Origin of the sequence: Neorhizobium sp. NCHU2750, from assembly GCF_003597675.1 — a bacterium.
In the GTDB taxonomy this organism is placed as follows: Bacteria; Pseudomonadota; Alphaproteobacteria; order Rhizobiales; family Rhizobiaceae; genus Neorhizobium.
The window spans coordinates 3,620,397-3,641,152 of the sequence record NZ_CP030827.1 but is presented as its reverse complement, the minus strand read 5'-3'; the positions used below and the strand labels follow the sequence as shown (position 1 = coordinate 3,641,152).

General features: G+C 61.2%; 23 protein-coding genes. 12 read left to right on the top strand and 11 right to left on the bottom strand.

The features are described from left to right. Positions 1–12: 12 nt before the first annotated feature. On the top strand, positions 13–576 hold the full coding sequence (locus NCHU2750_RS17670; RefSeq protein ID WP_119941727.1) for a L,D-transpeptidase family protein: 564 nt from the start codon (positions 13–15) through the stop codon (positions 574–576). Positions 577–746: 170 nt separating this feature from the next. Here NCHU2750_RS17670 and leuC read toward each other — a convergent pair whose 3' ends face one another. Then, positions 747–2,156, bottom strand: coding sequence for a 3-isopropylmalate dehydratase large subunit (gene leuC, locus NCHU2750_RS17665; RefSeq protein WP_119941725.1), 1,410 nt, complete (start codon positions 2,154–2,156; stop codon positions 747–749). A 347-nt stretch (positions 2,157–2,503) separates the two neighbouring features. Between leuC and NCHU2750_RS17655 the strand changes: the two genes are divergently transcribed. Then, complete coding sequence (locus NCHU2750_RS17655) at positions 2,504–3,535, top strand: sensor domain-containing diguanylate cyclase (protein ID WP_119941722.1); 1,032 nt, start codon at positions 2,504–2,506, stop codon at positions 3,533–3,535. Positions 3,536–3,538: 3 nt separating this feature from the next. Here NCHU2750_RS17655 and NCHU2750_RS17650 read toward each other — a convergent pair whose 3' ends face one another. Genes NCHU2750_RS17650 through NCHU2750_RS17640 form a run of 3 tightly spaced genes read right to left on the bottom strand, consistent with a single transcriptional unit; the run spans position 3,539 to position 5,857 of the window. Further along, on the bottom strand, positions 3,539–4,171 hold the full coding sequence (locus tag NCHU2750_RS17650; protein WP_119941721.1) for a class I SAM-dependent DNA methyltransferase: 633 nt from the start codon (positions 4,169–4,171) through the stop codon (positions 3,539–3,541). After that, positions 4,168–5,004, bottom strand: a complete 837-nt coding sequence (locus NCHU2750_RS17645; protein WP_119941720.1) for an amino acid ABC transporter permease — start codon at positions 5,002–5,004, stop codon at positions 4,168–4,170. The genes NCHU2750_RS17650 and NCHU2750_RS17645 overlap by 4 nt, the downstream gene beginning before the upstream one ends. Positions 5,005–5,044: 40 nt before the next feature. Continuing rightward, complete coding sequence (locus tag NCHU2750_RS17640) at positions 5,045–5,857, bottom strand: transporter substrate-binding domain-containing protein (protein WP_119941718.1); 813 nt, start codon at positions 5,855–5,857, stop codon at positions 5,045–5,047. Between the two features lie 189 nt (positions 5,858–6,046). Between NCHU2750_RS17640 and NCHU2750_RS17635 the strand changes: the two genes are divergently transcribed. Next, positions 6,047–7,354, top strand: coding sequence for an MFS transporter (locus tag NCHU2750_RS17635; RefSeq protein ID WP_119941716.1), 1,308 nt, complete (start codon positions 6,047–6,049; stop codon positions 7,352–7,354). 64 nt (positions 7,355–7,418) lie between these two features. Here the strand turns inward: NCHU2750_RS17635 and rplS are convergent, their stop codons facing one another. From rplS to ffh, 6 genes are all read right to left on the bottom strand, one after another. After that, positions 7,419–7,961 carry a 50S ribosomal protein L19 gene (gene rplS / locus NCHU2750_RS17630; protein WP_119941714.1) on the bottom strand — a complete coding sequence of 181 codons (543 nt, stop codon included), beginning with the start codon at positions 7,959–7,961 and terminating at the stop codon, positions 7,419–7,421. A gap of 228 nt (positions 7,962–8,189) precedes the next feature. Next, a complete protein-coding gene (trmD, locus tag NCHU2750_RS17625) occupies positions 8,190–8,873 on the bottom strand; it encodes a tRNA (guanosine(37)-N1)-methyltransferase TrmD (RefSeq protein WP_119941712.1) in 684 nt (227 codons plus the stop codon). After that, the gene (rimM, locus tag NCHU2750_RS17620) at positions 8,873–9,466 is read right to left on the bottom strand and encodes a ribosome maturation factor RimM (RefSeq protein WP_119941710.1); all 594 of its coding nucleotides are present in this window, start codon (positions 9,464–9,466) and stop codon (positions 8,873–8,875) included. The genes trmD and rimM overlap by 1 nt, the downstream gene beginning before the upstream one ends. A 127-nt stretch (positions 9,467–9,593) precedes the next feature. Beyond that, positions 9,594–9,953 (bottom strand): 30S ribosomal protein S16, encoded by a 360-nt coding sequence (rpsP, locus tag NCHU2750_RS17615; protein WP_119941708.1) that lies wholly within the window; start codon positions 9,951–9,953, stop codon positions 9,594–9,596. 120 nt (positions 9,954–10,073) lie between these two features. Then, complete coding sequence (locus NCHU2750_RS17610) at positions 10,074–10,382, bottom strand: chorismate mutase (protein ID WP_119941706.1); 309 nt, start codon at positions 10,380–10,382, stop codon at positions 10,074–10,076. A gap of 11 nt (positions 10,383–10,393) precedes the next feature. Continuing rightward, positions 10,394–11,971 carry a signal recognition particle protein gene (gene ffh, locus NCHU2750_RS17605; protein WP_119941704.1) on the bottom strand — a complete coding sequence of 526 codons (1,578 nt, stop codon included), beginning with the start codon at positions 11,969–11,971 and terminating at the stop codon, positions 10,394–10,396. A gap of 322 nt (positions 11,972–12,293) precedes the next feature. Between ffh and NCHU2750_RS17595 the strand changes: the two genes are divergently transcribed. From NCHU2750_RS17595 to NCHU2750_RS17580, 4 genes are read left to right on the top strand one after another with little or no spacing between them, the layout of a single operon-like run. Then, positions 12,294–12,536, top strand: a complete 243-nt coding sequence (locus NCHU2750_RS17595; RefSeq protein ID WP_119941701.1) for a type II toxin-antitoxin system VapB family antitoxin — start codon at positions 12,294–12,296, stop codon at positions 12,534–12,536. Then, positions 12,536–12,973 carry a type II toxin-antitoxin system VapC family toxin gene (locus NCHU2750_RS17590; protein WP_119941699.1) on the top strand — a complete coding sequence of 146 codons (438 nt, stop codon included), beginning with the start codon at positions 12,536–12,538 and terminating at the stop codon, positions 12,971–12,973. Before NCHU2750_RS17595 ends, NCHU2750_RS17590 begins: the two co-directional genes overlap by 1 nt. A 41-nt stretch (positions 12,974–13,014) precedes the next feature. Next, entirely contained in the window at positions 13,015–14,100 is a 1,086-nt protein-coding gene (locus tag NCHU2750_RS17585; protein WP_119941697.1) for an MBL fold metallo-hydrolase, read from the top strand. A 53-nt stretch (positions 14,101–14,153) separates the two neighbouring features. Beyond that, on the top strand, positions 14,154–14,741 hold the full coding sequence (locus tag NCHU2750_RS17580; protein WP_119941695.1) for a biliverdin-producing heme oxygenase: 588 nt from the start codon (positions 14,154–14,156) through the stop codon (positions 14,739–14,741). Between the two features lie 16 nt (positions 14,742–14,757). Here the strand turns inward: NCHU2750_RS17580 and NCHU2750_RS17575 are convergent, their stop codons facing one another. Continuing rightward, complete coding sequence (locus NCHU2750_RS17575) at positions 14,758–15,429, bottom strand: spermidine synthase (RefSeq protein ID WP_119943481.1); 672 nt, start codon at positions 15,427–15,429, stop codon at positions 14,758–14,760. Positions 15,430–15,599: 170 nt separating this feature from the next. Here NCHU2750_RS17575 and dapF point away from each other — a divergent pair, with 170 nt between their 5' ends. Genes dapF through NCHU2750_RS17550 form a run of 5 tightly spaced genes read left to right on the top strand, consistent with a single transcriptional unit; the run spans position 15,600 to position 20,648 of the window. After that, positions 15,600–16,502 (top strand): diaminopimelate epimerase, encoded by a 903-nt coding sequence (dapF, locus tag NCHU2750_RS17570; protein WP_119941693.1) that lies wholly within the window; start codon positions 15,600–15,602, stop codon positions 16,500–16,502. Then, positions 16,499–17,785, top strand: coding sequence for a tRNA (N(6)-L-threonylcarbamoyladenosine(37)-C(2))-methylthiotransferase MtaB (gene mtaB, locus NCHU2750_RS17565; RefSeq protein WP_119941691.1), 1,287 nt, complete (start codon positions 16,499–16,501; stop codon positions 17,783–17,785). The genes dapF and mtaB overlap by 4 nt, the downstream gene beginning before the upstream one ends. A gap of 20 nt (positions 17,786–17,805) precedes the next feature. Next, complete coding sequence (gene ftsY / locus NCHU2750_RS17560) at positions 17,806–19,344, top strand: signal recognition particle-docking protein FtsY (RefSeq protein WP_119941689.1); 1,539 nt, start codon at positions 17,806–17,808, stop codon at positions 19,342–19,344. Between the two features lie 54 nt (positions 19,345–19,398). Continuing rightward, entirely contained in the window at positions 19,399–20,070 is a 672-nt protein-coding gene (locus tag NCHU2750_RS17555) for a septation protein A (protein WP_119941687.1), read from the top strand. 20 nt (positions 20,071–20,090) lie between these two features. Then, a complete protein-coding gene (locus NCHU2750_RS17550; RefSeq protein WP_119943480.1) occupies positions 20,091–20,648 on the top strand; it encodes a DUF2585 domain-containing protein in 558 nt (185 codons plus the stop codon). Positions 20,649–20,756: the final 108 nt, after the last annotated feature.

The following is a 20,756-nucleotide window of genomic DNA, read 5'->3' as shown; positions in this document are numbered from 1 at the left end:
GCTCGTGAGAAAATGCCGCTTTTCCGTGTGCAAAACCTGCAAAAACAATGGATTCTTGTCGTCCGCACTGCGCCGGGGGATCGCCGCCGGGCAATCATCTCGATTGGCGGGCTGAGCATTCCGGCGGCAATAGGCCGCTCCGGCACGTCCGCATTCAAGCGGGAAGGGGATGGTGCCACACCGATCGCATCAATGAAACTCATTTCCGGCTTTACCCGCGGCGAGAGGATGAGACTGCCGCAGACGCCGCTGGCAATGAAGCGGATATCGCCCGACATGCTGTGGTGCGATGAGCCGAAACATGCCGCCTATAACCGGCTGGTGACGAAACGGGCCGGATCGTCCTTCCGGCCGAGCCATGAAGAGATGACGCGGGCGGACGGGCTCTATGATGTGTGTCTGGTGATGGATTGGAACATCACATGCCGCAAACGTTTTGGCGGCTCGGCAATCTTCTTCCACCTGATCAAGCCGGGCTATCAACCGACGGCAGGCTGCATCGCGGTTCACCCGCGCGACATGAAGCGGTTGTTGCCGCATTTGCGAAAGGGGACGGTGGTGAAGGTGGTGGGGTAGCCGGCTGAAGGCGGTCTTGTGCATCAGTTAACCCCCTCTGGCCTGCCGGCCATCTCCCCCACAAGGGGGAGAAGACCAGCGGCAATCGCCTGCATCAATATGATCTCGGCGGTTCGGCTAGGTTAAGCCCTCCCCCTTGTGGGGAGGGTTGGGAGGGGTCTTAACTTCGTTTACTTCCAGTCGCGGATGTCGACGAAATGGCCGGCCACTGCTGCCGCCGCGGCCATGGCCGGGGAGACGAGGTGGGTGCGGCCCTTGTAGCCCTGGCGGCCCTCGAAATTGCGGTTCGAGGTCGAAGCGCAGCGCTCGTAGGGGCTCAGGCGGTCGTCGTTCATGGCCAGGCACATGGAACAGCCCGGCTCACGCCATTCGAAGCCGGCTTCCTTGAAGATGACGTCGAGACCTTCGGCTTCCGCCTGTTCCTTGACGATGCCGGAGCCCGGCACGATCATGGCGTTGACGGTGGAGGCCACCTTCTTGCCTTCCACCATCTTGGCGGCAGCGCGCAGATCCTCAATGCGGCCGTTGGTGCACGAGCCGATGAAGACGCGGTCGATGGTGATATCGGTCATCTTCGTGCCCGGCTTCAGGCCCATATAGTCGAGTGCGCGCCATTTCGACGTGCGCTTGTTCTCGTCCTGGATGTCGTCCGGGTTCGGCACGGCGCCTTCGATGGTCGTGACGTCTTCCGGCGAAGAACCCCAGGTGACGATTGGCGGCAGGTTAGCAGCGTCCAGCACGACGACCTTGTCGTAATGAGCGCCTTCATCCGTCTGCAGTGTCTTCCAGTAGTCGACCGCCATGTCCCAGGCCGTGCCCTTCGGAGCGCGCGGCTTGTCCTTGATATAGGCGAAGGTCGTCTCGTCGGGGGCGATCAGGCCGGCGCGGGCACCACCTTCAATCGTCATGTTGCAGACGGTCATGCGGCCTTCCATCGACAGCGAGCGGATCGCCTCGCCGGCGAATTCGATGACATGGCCGGTGCCGCCGGCCGTGCCGATCTCGCCGATGATGGCCAGGATCACGTCCTTGCCGGTTACGCCTTCCGGCAGCTTGCCGTCGACGCGTACCAGCATGTTCTTGGCCTTCTTCTGCACCAGCGTCTGGGTGGCGAGAACATGCTCGACTTCGGACGTGCCGATGCCGTGGGCCAGCGAGCCGAAGGCGCCGTGGGTCGAGGTGTGGCTGTCGCCGCAGACGATCGTCATGCCGGGCAGGGTGAAGCCCTGTTCGGGGCCGACGATATGGACGATGCCCTGGCGGATATCGCTCTCGTTATAATATTCCAGCCCGAAATCCTTGGCGTTCTCGGCCAGGGTCTCGACCTGGATACGGCTTTCCTCGTTCTTGATGCCCAAATGGCGATCGGCAGAGGTCGGCACGTTGTGGTCGACAACGGCGAGCGTCTTTTCCGGGGCGCGGACCTTGCGGCCGGCCATGCGCAGGCCTTCGAAGGCCTGCGGCGACGTCACCTCATGGACCAGGTGACGGTCGATGTAGAGAAGACAGGTCTGGTTTTCATCTTGAGAGACGACGTGGTCGTCCCAGATCTTATCATACAGGGTGCGGGGTGCGCTCATGGCTGCCATCCGTTGAAGAACAGTTGTCAAAAAAGGGGGAGTGGTGGCGGCAAAAGCGTGTACCGCAGCACGGGTCGCGTTTATACGACCGTCAGCTAAGTCGGCTGTTGAGAGCGCCGGAGACGCGCGCGAAAAAGCGTGCCGGCAGACGCTTGTGGTCCTGCAGCACGATAAATCTGTTCGCGAGGCATCCGAATTTCGATCCCATGCGGCTCCATTAGCAGTTTTTTGGATTGACGGCAATTGTTTCGAAAGAATGAGCGTGCCACAAGCAAGCTGATGAGAATGCTCTAATTTTGCGTCTTTGTTTCCTGTGGCGGGGTTAATGACGCGACGAGGAGGTGCAAATGGCTCTCGCGGTCCAGCTTCCGCAGAACGAAGCTGAACGATTGTTGTCCGTGCGGTCGCTGATCGCGCCGGATGGCTACTCCACGCCGGAACTGACATCCCTGGTGCAGCTTGCGAAAGATGTCTTCGACAGCCCGGTTGCTGCCGTCAATGTCGTCGACGAGGACTGGCAGCGGGTTGCCTGCCAGGTCGGCACGATCGAGATCAGCGCCTGCTCGCGCGATGTATCGATCTGCTCGCGCGTCGTGTTCGCCAATGAGGTGGTGGTCATTCCGGACCTGTCACGCCACCCTGAACTGCGCCATATGCCCTATGTGACCGGCGAGCCGCATTTCCTGAGCTATGCCGGCGCGCCGGTATCAATCGAACCGGACATGCCGGTCGGCTCGTTCTGCCTGATCGATACAAGGCCGCGGGATTTCAGCGACGGCGAGATCCGCAATCTCAGGCAGTTTGCCGATGTTGCGAGCGGGCTTTTGAGGCTGCAAAAGGCGAAATTCGTGATGGAATTTGCCGAGGAGAAGCTGAAGCTTGCGGCGATGACCGATCCTTTGACCGGTTTTTACAATCGTTCGGCACTCGTATCGTTGATCGACGTGATGCTCAACAATGCACTGTCCCAGCATCAGGGTTTTGGCGTTCTCTATCTGGATATGGACGGGTTCAAGGCGATCAATGACCGGTATGGCCACCATACCGGCGACGAAGTGCTGACCTATGCGGCCAAGCGGATCAGCGAATGCATTCGGGCGCAGGATGTTGTGGTGCGCATGGGCGGTGACGAGTTTGCGATCTTCGTGCCCGATCCGCCGGATATTACGGCACTTTCGGATCTTTCGGAGCGCCTGCTCGGTGAATTCCGGCGGCCGTTCGTCGCCGAGGAGAAGATCCTCAATGCCCGGCTCAGCATCGGGGCTGCGCTTGCCCCCAATGCCGGTTCGGAGCGGCTGAGCCTGTTGAAGGCTGTCGACGAGGCGCTCTATCAGGCGAAGGAAGCCGGTCGTGACCGCTTCGTTCTGCTGCAGAGCTGACAGTCAGCGAATGCGGAAGACGTAGGACCTGACGAGCACATCCGGTTCGTCGATGGCATAGGAGCGCCAGAGCTGGCTCTCCTCCACCGCCTGCCAGACGCCGCGGGCAAACAGTTCGGCAAAGACATCGGCGAAACCGCCAGTTTCGAACACCTTGTCGCGTACGGTGAAGATGCCGTAGCCGCCGGGCCTGGTGATGCGGCAAAGTTCGAACAGGCTGCGGGCCGGTGCATGGCCTTCGGTAAAGACGCCGGTGGAGAGGAAGGCGGAGAAATGGCCGTCGGCCCAGGGCAGTTCCTCGCCGAGCGTCGCGCGTTCAAGCCGAGCGTAGGCGCCGCGCTTTTCGGCGAGTGCCAACATCTCGTCGGAAAAATCCAGTCCCTCGATCTCGTCATAGCCGAGTGCCTTGAGATAGGGGCCCGACAGGCCTGTGCCACAACCGGCATCGAGCAGCGGGCCGGACCCGGTGCGCACATGGCGGGCGATCCAGGCGGTGATCATGAAGGGCAGGCAGTAGCCTGAAGACAGGTTCTCGCGATCGTAATCCGTCGACCATGTGGCGTAGGCGGAGGTCAGTTCGTCGTCGGATCTTGAGGCGTAGACCTTGGCCAGTCCTTCGCTCTTTCGTTCGCTCATCTGCCGTTCCCCTTGGTGTTCTGTCTGTCCCGCATGCCTTTTTCCACCTGTCGGAGCAGGATTGAAAGGCCGATTGTGAGGATAAGATAGATATAGGCGACAATTGAATAGGTCTCGAAAAAGCGGAACGAGCCGGAGGCATAGATCTTGCCGGCCTGGCTGATATCGGCGACGCCGAGGACGGAGACCAGCGAGCTGTCCTTGACCATGGCGACGAAATCGTTCGACAGCGGCGGAAAGACGACCCGGATGGCCTGCGGGAAGACGATCAGGCGAAACCGCTGGCGGCGATTGAGGCCGAGCGCCATGGCGGCCTCGATCTGGCCCCTGTCGACGGATTGAAAGCCGGCGCGGAAGATTTCCGCGATGAAGGCGGAATAGCCAATGGTGAGCGCGATGATCGCCCGCCACATCAGGGAGACGTCGCGCACCTGTGCGGGCTTCAGCCAGCCGCCGTCGACGAAGGGCATGACCAGAAAATTATAGAGGCTGACAAGGCTCGGCGCACCGACGAAGGCAATATAGAAGAGCAGGACGAGGACCGGGATGCCGCGGATCACCTCGACATAGAAGCGGGCCGCCTGGCGCAGCGTGATGCCGCCGGAGAGGCCGGCGAGTGCGACCAGCAGGCCAAGGGCTGCGGCGAGCGCGAAAGCGGTGACGCTGACGAAGACCGTCACCCAGATGCCGCGAGCGACGGTGGCGAAGACCTGGGCATAGAGATCGTTGACGGCGATGACGGCGGCGATGGCGAGCCCTATGGCGCAGAGCGCGTAAAGCCACCACGGCCGATCGTCTTTGCCGCTGGATGTCGGCAGGGTCTGGAAGCCCATCAGAATCCGGTTCCGGCCGTTCGAGACATGCCGCTTCCCGTCATTGGCCCATCTTGTAATCGAGGAACCATTTCCTGTTCAACGCATCAAACGTGCCGTCAGCCTTCAGTGATGCGATGGCGGCATTGACCGGGGCAACGAGATCCGAGCCCTTCTTGAAGATGAAGCCGAAATCCTCCGAGCCGAGCGGGCCGCCGACAAGCTTCAGTCCGCCATTGGAGGCATCGACATAGCCTTTGCCGGCCGTGCCGTCGGTCAGAACCATGTCGACGTCTCCGGTCTTCAGGGCCTGGACCGTGGCTCCGAAAGTCTCGAACAGTTTTATGCGCGGGTTCTGTTCGTTGCCATCCAGCACTTCATAAGCCGCGGTATAGAAAGGCGTGGTGCCCGCCTGAGCGCCGACCAATGCGTCCTCGACGGCGGCAAAGCTCTTGGCGTCGGAAAAGCGCTTCTCGTCGCCGCGTACCAGCATGAACTGCTCGGAGCGCATGTAGGGATCGGAGAAATCGACCTTTTCCTTGCGGTCGTCCTTGATGGTGATGCCGGTCATGCCGATGTCGTACTGGCCGTCGGAAACAGCCTGGATCATCGCATCCCACGACGTGTTCTGGTAGTCGAGCTTGAAATTCAGCCGCTTGGCGATCTCCGCCATTGCGTCATATTCCCAGCCGATTGGTTTGCCGGATTTCGGATCGACGAATTGCAGCGGCGGATAGGCGTTTTCGGTGACGACGGCCACCGAACGGCCTTGCAGGTCCGGAAGGGTTTCGGCCGCCGCCATGGCGGGGGCGAGCCCTGACAAAGCGAGGGTTGAGAAAACAAGGCCGGTGAGTGTCGTGCGTCTGGTCAGCATCGGTTCGATCCCCCTTATGGTTGTCCCCGGCAACTCTCATCAAATACGCCTCCAAGGCAAGCGGGATCACGTCTTCGTGCGGTTCGGATTGCTGCATCCGCGGTTTTCAACCTCTTGTCGCAATTTCCCTCGCGACTAAATGGCTCCTTGTGACTTCAAGCATAGGCCCACATGGCCGGGAGGAGTGTCTTGGTTTCCGAAAATCATATTGTCTCGAAGATTACCTGGCGGCTGATGCCGTTTCTCGGGCTCCTTTATCTGATTGCCTATATCGACCGGCAGAATGTCAGCTTCGCGAAACTGCAGATGGTCGACTCGCTCGGCATGAGCGAATATGCCTACGGGCTCGGGGCGTCGCTGTTCTTTATCGGCTATTTCATCTTCGAAGTGCCGGCCAACCTGTTTCTGACGCGGTTCGGTGCGCGGATCTGGTTTGCCCGCATCCTGATCTCCTGGGGGCTCGTGACGATCGCGCTGGCGTTTACCCAGAACATGACGATGTTCTACATCCTGCGCTTCCTGCTCGGCCTTTGCGAAGCAGGCTTCTTTCCCGGCGTCCTCTATCTCCTGACGCTGTGGTTCCCGAAGGATTATCGCGGCCGCATGGTGGGCCTTTTTATGATCTTCAGCGCGCTGGCCAATGCCGTCGGTGCGCCGCTTGGCGGGATGCTGCTCGATCTTGACGGATCGCTCGGTGTTCGGGGCTGGGAGTGGGTCTTCCTTGCTACGGGCGTTCCGGCGGTTCTGGCCGGTGTCATCACGCTCTTCTACCTGAACGACACACCGGAGAAGGCGACATTCCTCAGCGATGACGAAACGCGCTGGCTGAAGGACCGGCTGGCAAAGGAAAATGCCGGCATGGAAAAGGACGCCGACCACGGGTTCAGGGCGCTGGTCAATCCGCGTGTCCTGCTGATGGCGGTCTGCTATATCGGCTTTCCGCTTGCTGCCTACGGGCTGAGCTACTGGCTGCCGACCATCGTCAAGGGCTTTGGCGTGTCGAATACCGTCAACGGTTTCATCAATATCATTCCGTGGCTGATCGTGGCGGTTTCGCTGTGGGTCGTACCGGCTGCTGCCGACCGCACGGAACGAAAGACGCCTTACATCGTCGGTCCGGCCTTTGTCGGCGCGGCCTTCCTGGTGCTCTCCGTGCTGATTGCCTCGCCGGTGCTGCAGTTTGCCTGCCTGTGCGTTGCGGCTGCTGGTATCTTTGCCGGCCAGCCGGTCTTCTGGAGCCTGCCGTCGCGCTTTCTCAAGGGAGCGGGGGCTGCGGCCGGGCTTGCGGCGATCAATTCGGTCGGCAATCTCGGCGGCTTCATTGCCCAGAACGTCGTACCGTGGATCAACGATGCCACCGGAAGCGACCTCCTGCCGATGTTCTTCCTCGCGGCCTGCCTTGCTGCAGCCGGCCTTCTTGTGATCGTCGTCGGCCATATGCTGGGACGGGATCCCAGCGGCTATGCGGCTGCGGCCAAGGTCAGCCATTCGCGGTGAGCGCCGGATACAAACAAAAAAGGCGACCCGAGGGTCGCCTTTTCGCATGCCTTGACGGCAAATCTTATTCAGCCGAACCTTCGGCAGCCTTTGCTGCTTCGGCTTCTGCTGCTGCCTTGGCTTCAGCGGCTTCCTGTGCTGCCTTTTCGGCGGCGAGAGCCTGTGCTGCTGCAATCTTTTCAGCTTCGATACGTGCCTTTTCTTCGGCAACGGCAGCGCGCTCGGCTTCGTTCAGCTTGCGTGCGCGGGTGCCGGTGTTCTCGACGATACGAGCCGACTTGCCGCGACGATCGCGCAGGTAGTAGAGCTTAGCGCGACGGACCTTACCGCGGCGGACGATTTCGACGCTCTCGACGAGCGGCGAGTACATCGGGAATACGCGCTCGACGCCTTCGCCGTAGGAGATCTTGCGAACGGTGAAGCTTTCGTTGAGGCCGCCACCCGAACGGGCGATGCAGACGCCTTCATAGGCCTGTACGCGGGTACGGTTGCCTTCCGTCACGCGGACGTTGACGCGCAGGGTGTCACCTGCGGCGAATTCCGGAAGCTTGCGCTGAGCTTCGATCTTGGCTGCCTGTTCGGCTTCCAGCTGCTGGATGATGTTCATCGGTCAAACCTTTTCAGTTCTTCTGAAACAGCCAGAGCGCTTCCCGTCCTTGGTCACCTCATCCGAGGGCCTCGCGACGTGCCTTGCGGGCTAGCGAATTCGCCATTCTTTGTTGCTGGTCGACGGGAATTTTCCCATTTCCGCGGCGGCTGATACACGAAAGACCGGCACTTGTCACCCCGCAGATTGCGCTTTTGTGACGCTCAGGCCGAAGATTCAGGCCATTTCTCAGTCTTCGGATTGCAACAGGTCCGGCCGGCGCTCCTGTGTCAGTCGCAGCGACTGTTCCAGCCGCCATTTCTCGATGGCCGCATGATTGCCTGATGTCAGGACGGCCGGAATTTCCTCACCCTCGAAAACCTGCGGTCGGGTGTAGTGCGGGTGTTCCAGCAGGCCGTGCTCGAAACTTTCATTGGTGCCGGAATGGATATTGCCCATGACGCCAGGCAGCAGGCGGACGATGCTGTCGAGAACGGTCAGCGCTGCCGGCTCGCCGCCGGAAAGGATGTAGTCGCCGATCGACACTTCCTCCAGCTTCCGCCCGTCGATTACCCGCTGGTCGACACCTTCGAAACGGCCGCAGACGATCACCACGCCCTCACCATCGGCAAGTTCGCGCACCCGCTTCTGGGTCAACGGTTTACCGCGCGGGCTCATCAGCAGACGCGGGCGACTGTCGTCGGCAACGGAATCGATGGCTCTCGCCAGAATGTCCGCCTTCAGCACCATGCCGGCACCGCCGCCGGCCGGCGTGTCGTCGACGGTGCGGTGCTTGTCTTCGGCGAAATCGCGGATCTGCACGGTCTCGACCGACCAGTCGCCGCGCTCCATGGCCTTGCCGGAGAGCGAGAAGCCCAGATGGCCGGGGAACATTTCCGGATAGAGCGTCAGGATGGTGGCGCGGAACGTCATCACTCGCCCTTGCCGCCGTCGCGGCGCGGTCTGGGCTGGCGTCTGGCGGCAGCGGTCGGATCGCGGTCGTTGGGGTCCTCGATCAGGCCAGCCGCGTCAGGGTCGATGAGGATCTTGCCGGCTTCGAGGTCGATTTCCAGCACGGCCGTCTCGGAAAAAGGGATGAGCGTCGGGCGGCGGCCGGGGCCCTTCAGTTCGAGCAGGTCGCCTGCACCGAAATCGAAGACGGCGCTGACGGTACCATAGCTTTTGCCTTCTGCATCGACGGCTTCGAGGCCTTCGAGATCGGCATAATAGAATTCGTCTTCATCGAGTTCGTCGTCGGGAAGATTGTCGCGTTCGACGAAGAGTTCCAGCCCGTTCAGGGCTTCCGCCGCATTGCGGTCGTTGATGCCGCGGAAGCGGACGATGACGACGGTTTTTGCTTCCCGGATTTCTAGGATCTCGAAATCCCGGCCGTCTTCGGAATAGAGATGCCCATAGTCGCCAAGCGCAATGGGATCGGCAGTGAAGGAACGTACCCGCACTTCGCCCCGAAGGCCTTGGGCGGCGCCGATCGTCGCCATCAGGATAGGGTTTTCGAGTTTCTTCATGCCGGACGCCTCGATTGGTCTGCGCTCATTTAGCCGTGAACCGTCCTTTGCGCAACGTAGTGGCACGTAAACAGCAAAACGGGCAGTGCGTTGCCGCACCGCCCGTCACATGCAGTCGCTGCAGAAATTATTCTGCAGCGGCGGCTGCGTCGGCAGCCTTCTGGGCCTTTTCAGCGGCGCGTTCTACAGCGCGCTTGCCCGGCTTTGCCTTTTCCGGGTTGTTCTTGGCTTCGCGGGTTGCGATGCCGGCTTCAGCGAGGAAGCGCAGAACGCGGTCGGTCGGCTGGGCGCCGGAAGAGATCCAGTGCTTGATGCGCTCTTCGTTCAGCTCGACGCGCTTTTCGTTGTCCTTCGCGAGCATCGGGTTCCAGGAACCGAGCTTTTCAAGGAAACGGCCGTCACGCGGCGAACGGGCGTCAGCGAGAACGATGGTGTAGTACGGGCGCTTCTTGGAACCACCGCGGGCGAGACGAATCTTCAGGGACATTTTTAACTCCTTAGGTTTCCGGTTGTCGCCTGTGGCGGGCCGGGGTTTGTTTGGGGCCACCATCCGGTGGTCCGATCTATTTTCGAGGCCGCCATCAGGCAGGCTCGGGCCTTCACTCTGTTATTTCGCACCGCCATGTTCGGCGGCGATTGCTTCATGATGCCGGATGACTTCCTTGATGACGAAGTTCAGGAACTTCTCGGCGAAATCCGGATCCAGATTGGCTTCCTTGGCCAGGCGGCGAAGGCGATCGATCTGGTATTCCTCGCGCGCCGGGTCCGCCGGCGGCAATTCGTATTGGGCTTTCAGGACGCCCACTTCCTTGGTGCAGCGAAAGCGCTCGGCGAGCATATGCACCAGTGCGGCATCGATATTGTCGATCGACTGGCGGTAGCTCAGAAGCCTTGCCTTCACGTCTTCTTCAACCACGGATATTCTCCTCACTTTTTCTTGCCGGGCATGCCCGGGAAACCACCGAGGCCTGGAAGCTTGGCGCCGCCGAGGCCCGGAAGACCGCCCATGCCGCCCCCAAGGCCGCCGGGAAGGCCGGGCATCGAGCCCGGCTTGATGCCTGCGGCTTCCGCCTGCTTCTGCAGGGCTTCGAGCTGTTTGGGATCCATTTTCGACAGGTCGGGCATGCCGCCCATACCACCCATGCCGCCAAGCCCCATCTTGGAGGCAAGGCCGCCCATCATCTGCTTCATCATGCCGCCCTTGCCCTTGCCGCCCATCATTTTCATCATGTCGGCCATCTGGCGGTGCATTTTCAGAAGCTTGTTGATGTCCGCAGCATCGGTGCCGGAGCCGGCGGCGATGCGCTTCTTGCGGGAATGCTTGAGCATATCCGGGTTGGCGCGCTCTGCCTTGGTCATCGAGGAGATGATGGCGAGCTGGCGATCGAACAGCTTGTCGTTCATGCCGGATGCCGCGAGCTTGTCCTTCATGCCGGCCATGCCCGGCATCATGCCCATGATACCGCCCATGCCGCCGAGCGACTTCATCTGCTTCAGCTGTTCGGACAGGTCGTTCAGGTCGAACTTGCCGGACTGCATCTTCTTGGCCATCGCCGCGGCCTTTTCCGCGTCGATGGTTTCGGCGGCCTTTTCGACCAGCGAGACGATGTCGCCCATGCCGAGGATGCGGTCGGCGATGCGGCGGGGATGGAATTCCTCCATCTCCGACATCTTTTCGCCGACACCGATCAGCTTGATCGGCTTGCCTGTGACGGCGCGCATCGAAAGCGCTGCACCGCCGCGGCCATCGCCGTCCATGCGGGTCAGAACGAGGCCGGTAATGCCGACGCGCTCATCGAAGTTGCGGGCCAGATTGACGGCGTCCTGACCGGTCAATGAGTCGGCAACGAGCAGGATTTCATGCGGATTGGACTTCCGCTTGATCTCCGCCATTTCCTGCATCAGCGGTTCGTCGATATGGGTGCGGCCGGCGGTGTCGAGGATGACGACGTCATGGCCGCCGAGCTTGGCGGCCTGAACGGCGCGGGCAGCGATATCGGTCGGCGACTGGCCGGCGATGATCGGCAGCGTATCGACACCCGTCTGGACGCCCAACTGGCGAAGCTGTTCCTGGGCTGCGGGGCGGCGCGTATCGAGCGACGCCATCAGTACTTTTTTCTTGTCGCGCTCGGTCAGGCGCTTGGCGATCTTGCCGGTGGTCGTGGTTTTGCCCGAACCCTGCAGGCCGACCATCATGATGACGACGGGCGCTGCCGCCTGAAGGCTGATGGAGACACCCTCGGAGCCGAGCATCTCGACCAGTTCGTCATGGACGATCTTGACGACCATCTGGCCGGGCTTGATCGATTTCAGGACCTCGGCGCCGACGGCCTTTTCGCGCACCCGATCGGTAAAGGCCCGCACGACTTCGAGCGCCACGTCGGCTTCCAAAAGCGCGCGGCGAACCTCGCGCAGGGCGGCGGAGACATCCGCTTCGCTCAATGCGCCACGGCCGGTCAGTCCATTCAGAATGGAGCCAAGACGGTCCTGGAGGTTTTCAAACATCGTTTCTTCCTTCTTCGCTTCCGGTGATTGTCCGGAAACGTCGGGTCTTTTGCCGGCAAAAACAAGACACCCAAATGCGGGCAAAGCCAAAAAGCACCCGAGGGCGCAACGCGCTGTCGGATGTTGACCTCCGGGATCGATTTATACCTCAAGGGGTCCCGGTCGGTGGCTCCAAGTCTTGTAACTTGTCAGCAGATCAGCGGGCTTAAACAGGAAATGGGGGCGAGAGTCAAGGTGTGGCCGATTTTCTGGTGTTGTAGATAGGGATATTCAATGCCATCATACCGAATATTCCACCACCCTTGTCGGAAGGGAAATTGCCATGTCCCTTTATATACGCGATCCTAAGGTCAACGAACTTGCAGATGAGGTCATGCGTCACCTGGGCTCCAAGACTAAGACAGAAGCTGTTCGTTATGCGCTGGAAAGCGTTTTGAAGCAGGCGAATGAGAAGCCCTCGCTGAAAGAACGGGTCCGGAAATATCAGGATGAAATTGCGGCGCTCGGTCCCAAAGATCCGAATTTCGACGAAAAGGCCTTTATGGACGAGATGTGGGAATATTGATGTTCCTAGATGCGTCCGCGATTGTCGCGATATTGAATGGTGAAGATACTGCAGACCTGTTGCTTGATCGGATAGAACGAGCGGAGGGTGCAGTCTACTATTCTTCGCTTGTCGTATTTGAGGCTGTGATTGCTTTATCCCGGCAGGCTAAGATTGTGCAATTCGGTGAGCATGCATCTACGCCTCCTGACTTCATCAGGCGCGCCCAATCTTCGGTTCGGGGTCTATTGGAGGAGATCGGGGCCACCGAAATCATTCTGTCTGCCGGCCTGCATGAAACCGCACTCGATGCCGCCCGAACCTATGGCCGTTTCGTCGGGCATCCGGCCAAGCTCAATTTCGGAGACTGTTTCTCCTATGCTTGCGCAAAGCAGCTCAAATCGCCGCTTCTGTTTGTCGGTGACGACTTTGCCAGCACGGATGTCGAGCCGGCATAGACGGTTACAGTCTTGAAAACCTCTCTTGCCGGCCCGATTTCATGAACCGTCGCAGATTCTTCCAACGATCCGGACTTGCAGCCATCGTAGCGCTGGCCGGCGGGATCACCGCAAGGAGCGCCATGGCTGGCAACAGGTATTATTCCGGTCCCGTCTCGGATCATTTCGATGGTACGACCTTCTTCAATCCGGGTGGGGTGGAACCGCGTGGCGGGCTGGACCTGCTGCGCTGGAAGCTCGGCAATGGCAATATTCCCTGGCCCGATACGTTTGCCAGCCCGTTTCCCCAGGCGGTGCCGGAGACGCGGGTCGATGGCGAGCGGATCGTGGTGACGATGATCGGGCATGCCTCGATGCTAGTCCAGGTCGCGGGCCTCAATATTCTCACCGATCCCGTCTGGTCGGAGCGGACGAGCCCTTTTTCCTTTGCCGGACCGAAGCGGGTCAATCCGCCCGGTATCCGGCTTGAGGACCTGCCGGCAATCGATATCGTGCTCGTCACGCACAATCACTACGACCATATGGATCTGCAAACGCTGAAGGTTCTGCACGGCCGTGACAGGCCGCATTTCATCACGCCGCTCGGCAATGACACGATCATCCGCTCGGGCGTGCCGGAGGCAAGAATTACCGTGATGGATTGGGGCGGCAGCGAAAAGGTGTCGGCGGATGTCACTTTCCATTGCGAGCCCTGCCATCACTGGTCGGCGCGGGGTCTCGGTGACCGGCGCATGGCGCTGTGGGCGGCCTTTGTGTTCGAAACGCCGGCGGGCAAGATCTATCATATCGGCGATACCGGTTTTCACGAGGGCAGGAATTATCGGGCCGCCGGCGAAAAGCACGGGCCGTTCCGGCTCGCCAATCTTCCCTTCGGTGCCTATGAGCCACGCTGGTTCATGGAGGCGCAGCACCAGAATCCAGAGGAGGCGGTGAAAGGCATGGAGCTTTGCGGAGCAGCCTTTGCGGCCGGGCATCACTGGGGCACGGTCAAGCTGACCAATGAAGGGGTGGAGCAGCCGGTCGAGGCGCTTTACGCAGCCCTTGATGCGCGCGGCATTTTGCGGGAGCGTTTCCGACCGATGCGGCCGGGCGAAGTTTTCGAGGTGCCGGCTTCACGTCCTGCTTGACTTCGCCCCTCGCGATTTGCTTGATGCAAAAACATGAGTGCATGGGGAAAGAAATGCAGATCGAATTGGAACGCCCGACAGAGGAAACCCGGATCCAGCGGCTTAAGGCGCTGACGACCGGTACACATGACACGCTCGACAAGCGCATCATGCGGGCCGAGCCGTTTGCCAGCCGCGAGCGCTATGCGCTGTTTCTCGATGTGCAGCATCATTTCCATGCGGATGTCGCGCCGCTTTTTGCCGACGAAGAGCTCAATCGCCGCCTTCCGGGGCTTTCGGAGCGCAATCGTTACGAGGCCTTGCGGCAGGATATCGTCGATCTCGGCGGTGTTCCGGAAGAGCTCAGCGCGACTACCGGACCGCTGACGCCGGCAGCGGCACTCGGCTGGGTCTATGTTGCCGAAGGCTCCAATCTCGGCGCTGCCTTCCTGCGTAAGGAAGCTGCCAAGATCGGTCTCTCGGACGATTTCGGTGCCCGGCATCTGGCAGGCCATCCCGATGGCCGCGGGCTGCACTGGCGCAATTTCGTTTCAGCCTATAACGATCTGCCGCTCACAGAGGCGGAGGAACTGGAAGCCGCAGAAGGCGCCAAGGCTGCCTTCCGCCGCGTCCATGCGCTGGTCGAACAGATTTTCGGCTAACCGGTCTTTCCGTGCCTCAGCGGCGCGTCGCCACCCAGATCACATGCTTGGCGCCGCGCTTGCCGTTGGCGCGGGTATTGACGACCTCGGCCTCGTAACCGCAATCCTTCAGGCGCTTGGTGAAGCCGTAATCCGGGCCGGAGGACCAGACCGACAGTACGCCGCCGGGGCGCAATGCCTCGCGGGCGGCGCGCAGGCCGCGGCTGTTATAGAGTGCGTCATTGCTGTCGCGCGTCAGGCCGTCGGGGCCGTTGTCGACATCGAGCAGGATGGCATCAAAGCTTGCTTTCGAACCACGGATGAGCTCGCCGACATCGCCCTGATGGATCTTCGTGCGCGGGTCATCAAGGCAGCCCTTGAAGACCTCGGCCATTGGGCCGCGCGCCCATTTCACCACCGCCGGCACCAGTTCGGCGACAGTGACGGTGGCTTCCGGCGGCAGGATAGACAGTGCTGCGCGGAGCGTGAAACCCATGCCGAGGCCGCCGATCAGGATGGAGGGCTTGGAGCGGTCCTTGATCTTTTCCCATGAGAGCGTCGCAAGCGCTTCTTCCGAGCCGCTGAGGCGGCTGTTCATCAGCTCGTTCGATCCGAGCATGATGGAAAATTCCTGGCCGCGCTGTTTCAGGCGCAATTCGCCGCCATCGTCCGGTATCTTCGCGCTGTCCAGTTGAACCCAGGGGAGCATGATCAAAGCCTCTTTTTGCGGCTCCCCTAACATGACAGAGGGCATTGCGCCATTCTTTCACGGGTTAAGCATGGGCAGGCCGCGCCACTGGTAATTTGCAGCAGTTTCGGCCATATACGCCTGAAGAGACGGGCGATTGTTGGTTTGGCGCCCGCAAATGGATCAGCATCATGGCAGGACAGGTCGAATTTGCGCGGATGAACGGGCTTGGCAACAAGATCCTCGTCGTCGACATGCGCGGCCGCAGCGACAAGGTGACCCCGGAGGCAGCGATTGCGCTGAATGCCGATCCTGCCACCCAGTTCGACCAGATCATGGCGATCCATGACCCGAAGGCCCAGGGCACCGATGCCTGGATCGATATCCTCAACTGCGATGGCACAAAGGCGCAGGCCTGCGGCAACGGCACGCGCTGCGTGGTGCAGGCGCTTGCCGCGGAAACCGGACGCAAGACCTTCACATTCCAGACCGTCGCCGGCATTCTGAATGCTCAGGAGCATGAAGACGGCACGATTTCCGTCGACATGGGAAAGCCGGTCTTCCAATGGGACAAGATCCCGCTTTCGGAGGAATTCTTCGATACGAGCCGGATCGAGCTGCAGATCGGCCCGATCGATGCGCCGATCCTGCATTCGCCCTCGGCCATGTCGATGGGCAATCCGCATGCGGTCTTCTGGGTCGACAAGGACCCTATGACCTTCGATCTCGAACGTTTCGGGCCGATGCTGGAAAATCACCCGATGTTTCCGGAAAAGGCGAATATCACGCTGGCGCAGGTCACGTCCGACAGTTCCCTGCGCACCCGCACCTGGGAACGTGGTGCCGGCCTGACGCTTGCCTGCGGTTCTGCCGCCTGTGCTGCCGGTGTTTCTGCCGCCCGCACCGGTCGCACCGGCCGCAGGGTGACGATCGATGTTGCGTCGGCGCCGACGCGCCAGCCGCTCGTCATCGAATGGCGCGAAAACGACCATGTCGTCATGACCGGCCCTGCCGAATGGGAATGGTCGGGCCAGGTCGATCCGCTGACTGGTGTTTTCTCGCGCGATGCAGAGCCGGAGGCTCAGGCAAATTGAGCGGCGTCGAGGTCATAACCTTCGGCTGTCGGCTCAATACCTATGAATCGGAAGTGATGCGGGCCGAAGCCGAAAAGGCGGGGCTCAACAATGCCGTGCTGGTCAATACCTGCGCCGTCACCGGCGAGGCCGTGCGCCAAGCGCGGCAGGCGATTCGCCGGGTGCGGCGGGAAAACCCGCATGCGCGCATCATCGTTACCGGCTGCGCGGCGCAGACCGAGAAGCAGACCTTTGCCGACATGCCGGAAGTCGATGCCGTTCTCGGCAATGAGGAGAAGCTGACAGCGAGCTCTTATCGCGGCCTGCCGGATTTCGGTGTCTCGGCGGAAGAGAAGCTGCGCGTCAACGACATCATGAGCGTCAAGGCGACGGCGCCGCAGATGGTCAAGCATATAGACGGGCATGTGCGCGCCTTCATCCAGGTGCAGAACGGCTGCGATCATCGCTGCACCTTCTGCATCATTCCCTATGGGCGGGGCAATTCCCGCTCGGTGCCGATGGGGGCCGTGGTCGAGCAGGCGCGCAAGCTCGTGGCGGGCGGTTATCGCGAGATCGTGCTGACCGGTGTCGATGCGACGAGTTACGGCGCCGACCTGCCCGGTAGTCCGACGCTCGGTTATCTGGCGAAGACACTGCTGCGCCAAGTGCCGGAAATTTTGCGCCTGCGGTTGTCGTCGATCGACAGTATCGAGGCGGATCATCATCTCTGGGACCTGATCGCCGACGAGCCGCGTTTCATGCCGCATCTGCATCTGTCGCTGCAGCATGGCGACGACATGATTTTGAAGCGGATGAAGCGGCGGCATTCGCGCGCCGAGGCTCTGGCTTTCGTCGAACAGGCGCGGCGCCTCAGGCCCGAGATCGCCTTCGGGGCGGATATGATCGCCGGGTTTCCGACCGAGACGGATGAGATGTTCGAGAATGCCGCGACGCTTGCCGAAGAGGCCGGCATCTCCTTCCTGCACGTCTTCCCCTACAGCCCGCGCCCCGGCACGCCGGCGGCGCGTATGCCGCATGTCGACCGGGCGCTGGTCAAGGAGCGCGCCACACGGCTTCGCGCCCGCGGAGAGGCGCTGCATCATGCGCATCTTAACCGCATGGTCGGCACCGAGCAAACGATCATCGCCGAAATGAACGGCATGGGGCATACGGAAAACTTTTCGCTGGTTGCAGCGCCGGGGCTGGTTCCCCGCGCGATCCAGCGCGTTATGATTACCGGACATAGTGGCAAGCATCTCGACATGCGGGTCATCGCTGCCTCTGCCCAGGAACGGGCGGCCTGACCGAAACGGATTTGTAAGTAATGGTAAGCTTCATCAAACGCGTCTTCACCTTCGGCGGCGACAAACCAGCCGATTTGCCGGCCGAGAAGCCCGTCGAGGACCGTTCGCCCGCAGCGGACGTCGCTGCCGTCGAGGCATTGCCGGTTGAGCCGGTTGCGCCGAGCGAGGTCGAGACCGTCGGCGGTCCTTCGGGTGATGAGGTGAAGGCAGACGAGGCGAGCGCAGTTCTTGCCGGGCCCGAGGAGACATCGGGTCTCGGCGTCGTGCCGTTGTCGCTGCTGGAGGCGGAGGCTGCGGCTGAGGTCCGGGATACCCCCCCTGGCCTGCCGGCCATCCCCCCCACAGGTGGGGGGACTGATACGCGGCCCGTCCTTCGCCAGGCAAATGAAATTCCTGAGGAGGCTGGCTCCCCTGATGATATTTCTGTTCGCGCGGATGAACCACAGGCCGAGATAACCCAATCCGACGCAGTTCTTTCGGGGCAAAACAGCGCCACGAGTCTCCCCCCACCTGTGGGGGGGATGGCCGGCAGGCCAGGGGGGGATGCGACCTCCGCCGAAGTCAGCCTTCCCAAGGGTTTCTCCACGTCGAAGGCAGAGCCCGAAATCGTGGCCGTCGTGCCGCCGGCGAAGCTCACCTGGTTCCAGCGGCTGCGTGCAGGCCTTGCCCGCACCTCGTCGCAGCTGACCGGCCAGATCGCGGCCCTGTTCACCAAGCGCAAGCTGGATGACGAGACGCTGGAAGATCTGGAAGACCTGCTGATCCAGGCCGACCTCGGGGTCGAGACGGCGATGCGGATCACCGGCACCCTGTCTTCCGAGCGCTACGGCAAGGATGTGACCGGCGAGGATGTATCGCGCATCATGTCGGCGGAAATCACCAAGGTTCTGGCGCCGGTCGCCAAGCCGCTTGAACTCGATCTCAATCACAAGCCGCATGTCATTCTCGTCGTCGGCGTCAACGGTACGGGCAAGACGACGACGATCGGCAAGCTGGCGGCGAAGCTTTCGGGCTCCGGCCTGAAGGTGATGCTGGCGGCCGGTGATACATTCCGTGCCGCGGCGATCGAGCAATTGAAGATCTGGGCAGACCGCACCCATTCGGAATTCATCGGCACCAAGCTCGGCGCCGATGCGGCCGGTCTTGCCTATGACGCCTATGTGCAGGCGAAGGAAAAAAAATCCGACGTGCTGATTATCGACACCGCCGGCCGGCTGCAGAACAAGGCGGAGCTGATGGCGGAGCTCGAGAAGATCGTCCGCGTGCTCGGCAAGCTCGATCCGGATGCGCCGCATACCGTGCTGCAGACGCTCGATGCGACGACCGGTCAGAACGCGATGAACCAGGTGGAGATCTTCCGCAATGTCGCTGGCGTCGGCGGGTTGATCATGACAAAGCTCGACGGCACGGCGCGGGGCGGCATTCTTGTCGCGATTGCCGCCAAGCACAGGCTGCCGGTCTATTTCATCGGCGTCGGCGAGGGGATCGACGATCTCGAGCCCTTCGAAGCGAAGGATTTTGCCGAGGCGATCGCCGGTCTTTCGCCCGCGCCGCATTGATGACACGAAATAACGATTTGGCTCCAGATAACGACAGATTGTAAGTTGGACCCCATGCAGACGATCGAAAGCGATGTAACGCCGACCAAGGAAGAGAAGCAGAATCCGGGCCTGAAAATGGCGCTGGAGCTTGGCCCCCTGCTGGTCTTCTTCTTCGGAAACCTGCGCGGCGAATGGCTGGTCGGGAAGTTTCCGGCGCTGTCTGCCATCGGCGGCCCGCTTCTCGTGGCGACCGCGCTGTTCATGGTTGCCACGGTGATCGCGCTGATCGTCTCCAAGATCGTCTTCAAGCACCTGCCGATCATGCCCTTCGTTTCGGGCGTGGTGGTGCTGATCTTCGGTTCGCTGTCGATCTGGCTGCAGGACGACACGTTCATCAAGATGAAGCCGACGATCGTCAACACGCTGTTCGGCGTGGTGCTGCTCGGCGGTCTCGTCTTCGGCAAGTCGCTGCTCGGCTATGTGTTCAACGCCGCTTTCCAGCTCGACGAAGAAGGCTGGAAGAAGCTGACGCTGCGCTGGGGCATCTTTTTCCTCATTCTCGCGGTGATGAACGAGGTCGTCTGGCGCAATTTTTCCGATGAGGTCTGGGTCAATTTCAAGGTCTGGGGAACGATGCCGATCACCATCCTGTTCACCCTGTCGCAGATGCCGCTGATCATGCGCCATACCGTGCAGCCCGAGACGGCAACCGAGCCTACCGGCGGCGGCGAGGGCGACAAGTGACGGCAGGGCCGGGCCGCGGCATGACGGGGCGGCGCTGGCTCTTCGCGGCATTGGCTTTGCTGTTGCTGCAGATCGCGGTCCTTTATGCCATGGGCCGGGTGCCTATCTGCGAATGCGGTTACGTGAAGCTGTTCGAGCCGGAGGTGAATTCGCCCGGCAATTCGCAGCATCTCGCCGACTGGTACACGCCCTCCCACATCATCCATGGTTTTCTCTTCTACGGCCTGGGCTTCCTGATCCTGCGCCGGGCGCCGCTTTCCGCCCGTCTCACACTGGCGGTTTTCATCGAGGCGGCGTGGGAAATTGCCGAAAACTCGCCGCTCGTCATCGACCGCTACCGGACTGCCACCATGGCGCTCGGTTATGCGGGCGACAGTATCATCAATTCGGCGATGGACACGGTGTTCATGGTGCTGGGCTTCCTGTTTGCCTCGCGCGCGCCGGTCTGGCTGACGGTCGTGGTCGCGATCTTCTTCGAGCTTTTTACCGGCTGGCTGATCCGCGACAATCTCTCGCTCAACGTGCTGATGCTGGTCTGGCCGGTGGAGGCCATCAGGCAATGGCAGAGTGCCATCTAGAATGGACCCGGCAGAGCCGATATATCTGTGCATGTGTCATCTCTTGCAATTAAGCGGCGTGGAATTCTTAACGATCTCCGCCTAGGACTGCGGCATATGCCGACAGGA

Bases quoted from the DNA above. Each gene is read 5' to 3' on its own strand.
- dapF (WP_119941693.1), top strand. From the start codon at position 15,600: ATGGCAGGACAGGTCGAATTTGCGCGGATGAACGGGCTTGGCAACAAG.
- NCHU2750_RS17590 (WP_119941699.1), top strand. From the start codon at position 12,536: ATGTTCCTAGATGCGTCCGCGATTGTCGCGATATTGAATGGTGAAGAT.
- rimM (WP_119941710.1), bottom strand. From the start codon at position 9,466: ATGAAGAAACTCGAAAACCCTATCCTGATGGCGACGATCGGCGCCGCC.
- ftsY (WP_119941689.1), top strand. From the start codon at position 17,806: ATGGTAAGCTTCATCAAACGCGTCTTCACCTTCGGCGGCGACAAACCA.
- NCHU2750_RS17645 (WP_119941720.1), bottom strand. From the start codon at position 5,004: ATGGGCTTCCAGACCCTGCCGACATCCAGCGGCAAAGACGATCGGCCG.
- NCHU2750_RS17575 (WP_119943481.1), bottom strand. From the start codon at position 15,429: ATGCTCCCCTGGGTTCAACTGGACAGCGCGAAGATACCGGACGATGGC.
- rpsP (WP_119941708.1), bottom strand. From the start codon at position 9,953: ATGTCCCTGAAGATTCGTCTCGCCCGCGGTGGTTCCAAGAAGCGCCCG.
- NCHU2750_RS17650 (WP_119941721.1), bottom strand. From the start codon at position 4,171: ATGAGCGAACGAAAGAGCGAAGGACTGGCCAAGGTCTACGCCTCAAGA.
- NCHU2750_RS17585 (WP_119941697.1), top strand. From the start codon at position 13,015: ATGAACCGTCGCAGATTCTTCCAACGATCCGGACTTGCAGCCATCGTA.
- NCHU2750_RS17555 (WP_119941687.1), top strand. From the start codon at position 19,399: ATGCAGACGATCGAAAGCGATGTAACGCCGACCAAGGAAGAGAAGCAG.
- ffh (WP_119941704.1), bottom strand. From the start codon at position 11,971: ATGTTTGAAAACCTCCAGGACCGTCTTGGCTCCATTCTGAATGGACTG.
- trmD (WP_119941712.1), bottom strand. From the start codon at position 8,873: ATGACGTTCCGCGCCACCATCCTGACGCTCTATCCGGAAATGTTCCCC.
- NCHU2750_RS17670 (WP_119941727.1), top strand. From the start codon at position 13: ATGCCGCTTTTCCGTGTGCAAAACCTGCAAAAACAATGGATTCTTGTC.
- NCHU2750_RS17550 (WP_119943480.1), top strand. From the start codon at position 20,091: ATGACGGGGCGGCGCTGGCTCTTCGCGGCATTGGCTTTGCTGTTGCTG.
- NCHU2750_RS17580 (WP_119941695.1), top strand. From the start codon at position 14,154: ATGCAGATCGAATTGGAACGCCCGACAGAGGAAACCCGGATCCAGCGG.
- NCHU2750_RS17595 (WP_119941701.1), top strand. From the start codon at position 12,294: ATGTCCCTTTATATACGCGATCCTAAGGTCAACGAACTTGCAGATGAG.
- NCHU2750_RS17640 (WP_119941718.1), bottom strand. From the start codon at position 5,857: ATGCTGACCAGACGCACGACACTCACCGGCCTTGTTTTCTCAACCCTC.
- rplS (WP_119941714.1), bottom strand. From the start codon at position 7,961: ATGAACATCATCCAGCAGCTGGAAGCCGAACAGGCAGCCAAGATCGAA.
- NCHU2750_RS17655 (WP_119941722.1), top strand. From the start codon at position 2,504: ATGGCTCTCGCGGTCCAGCTTCCGCAGAACGAAGCTGAACGATTGTTG.
- leuC (WP_119941725.1), bottom strand. From the start codon at position 2,156: ATGAGCGCACCCCGCACCCTGTATGATAAGATCTGGGACGACCACGTC.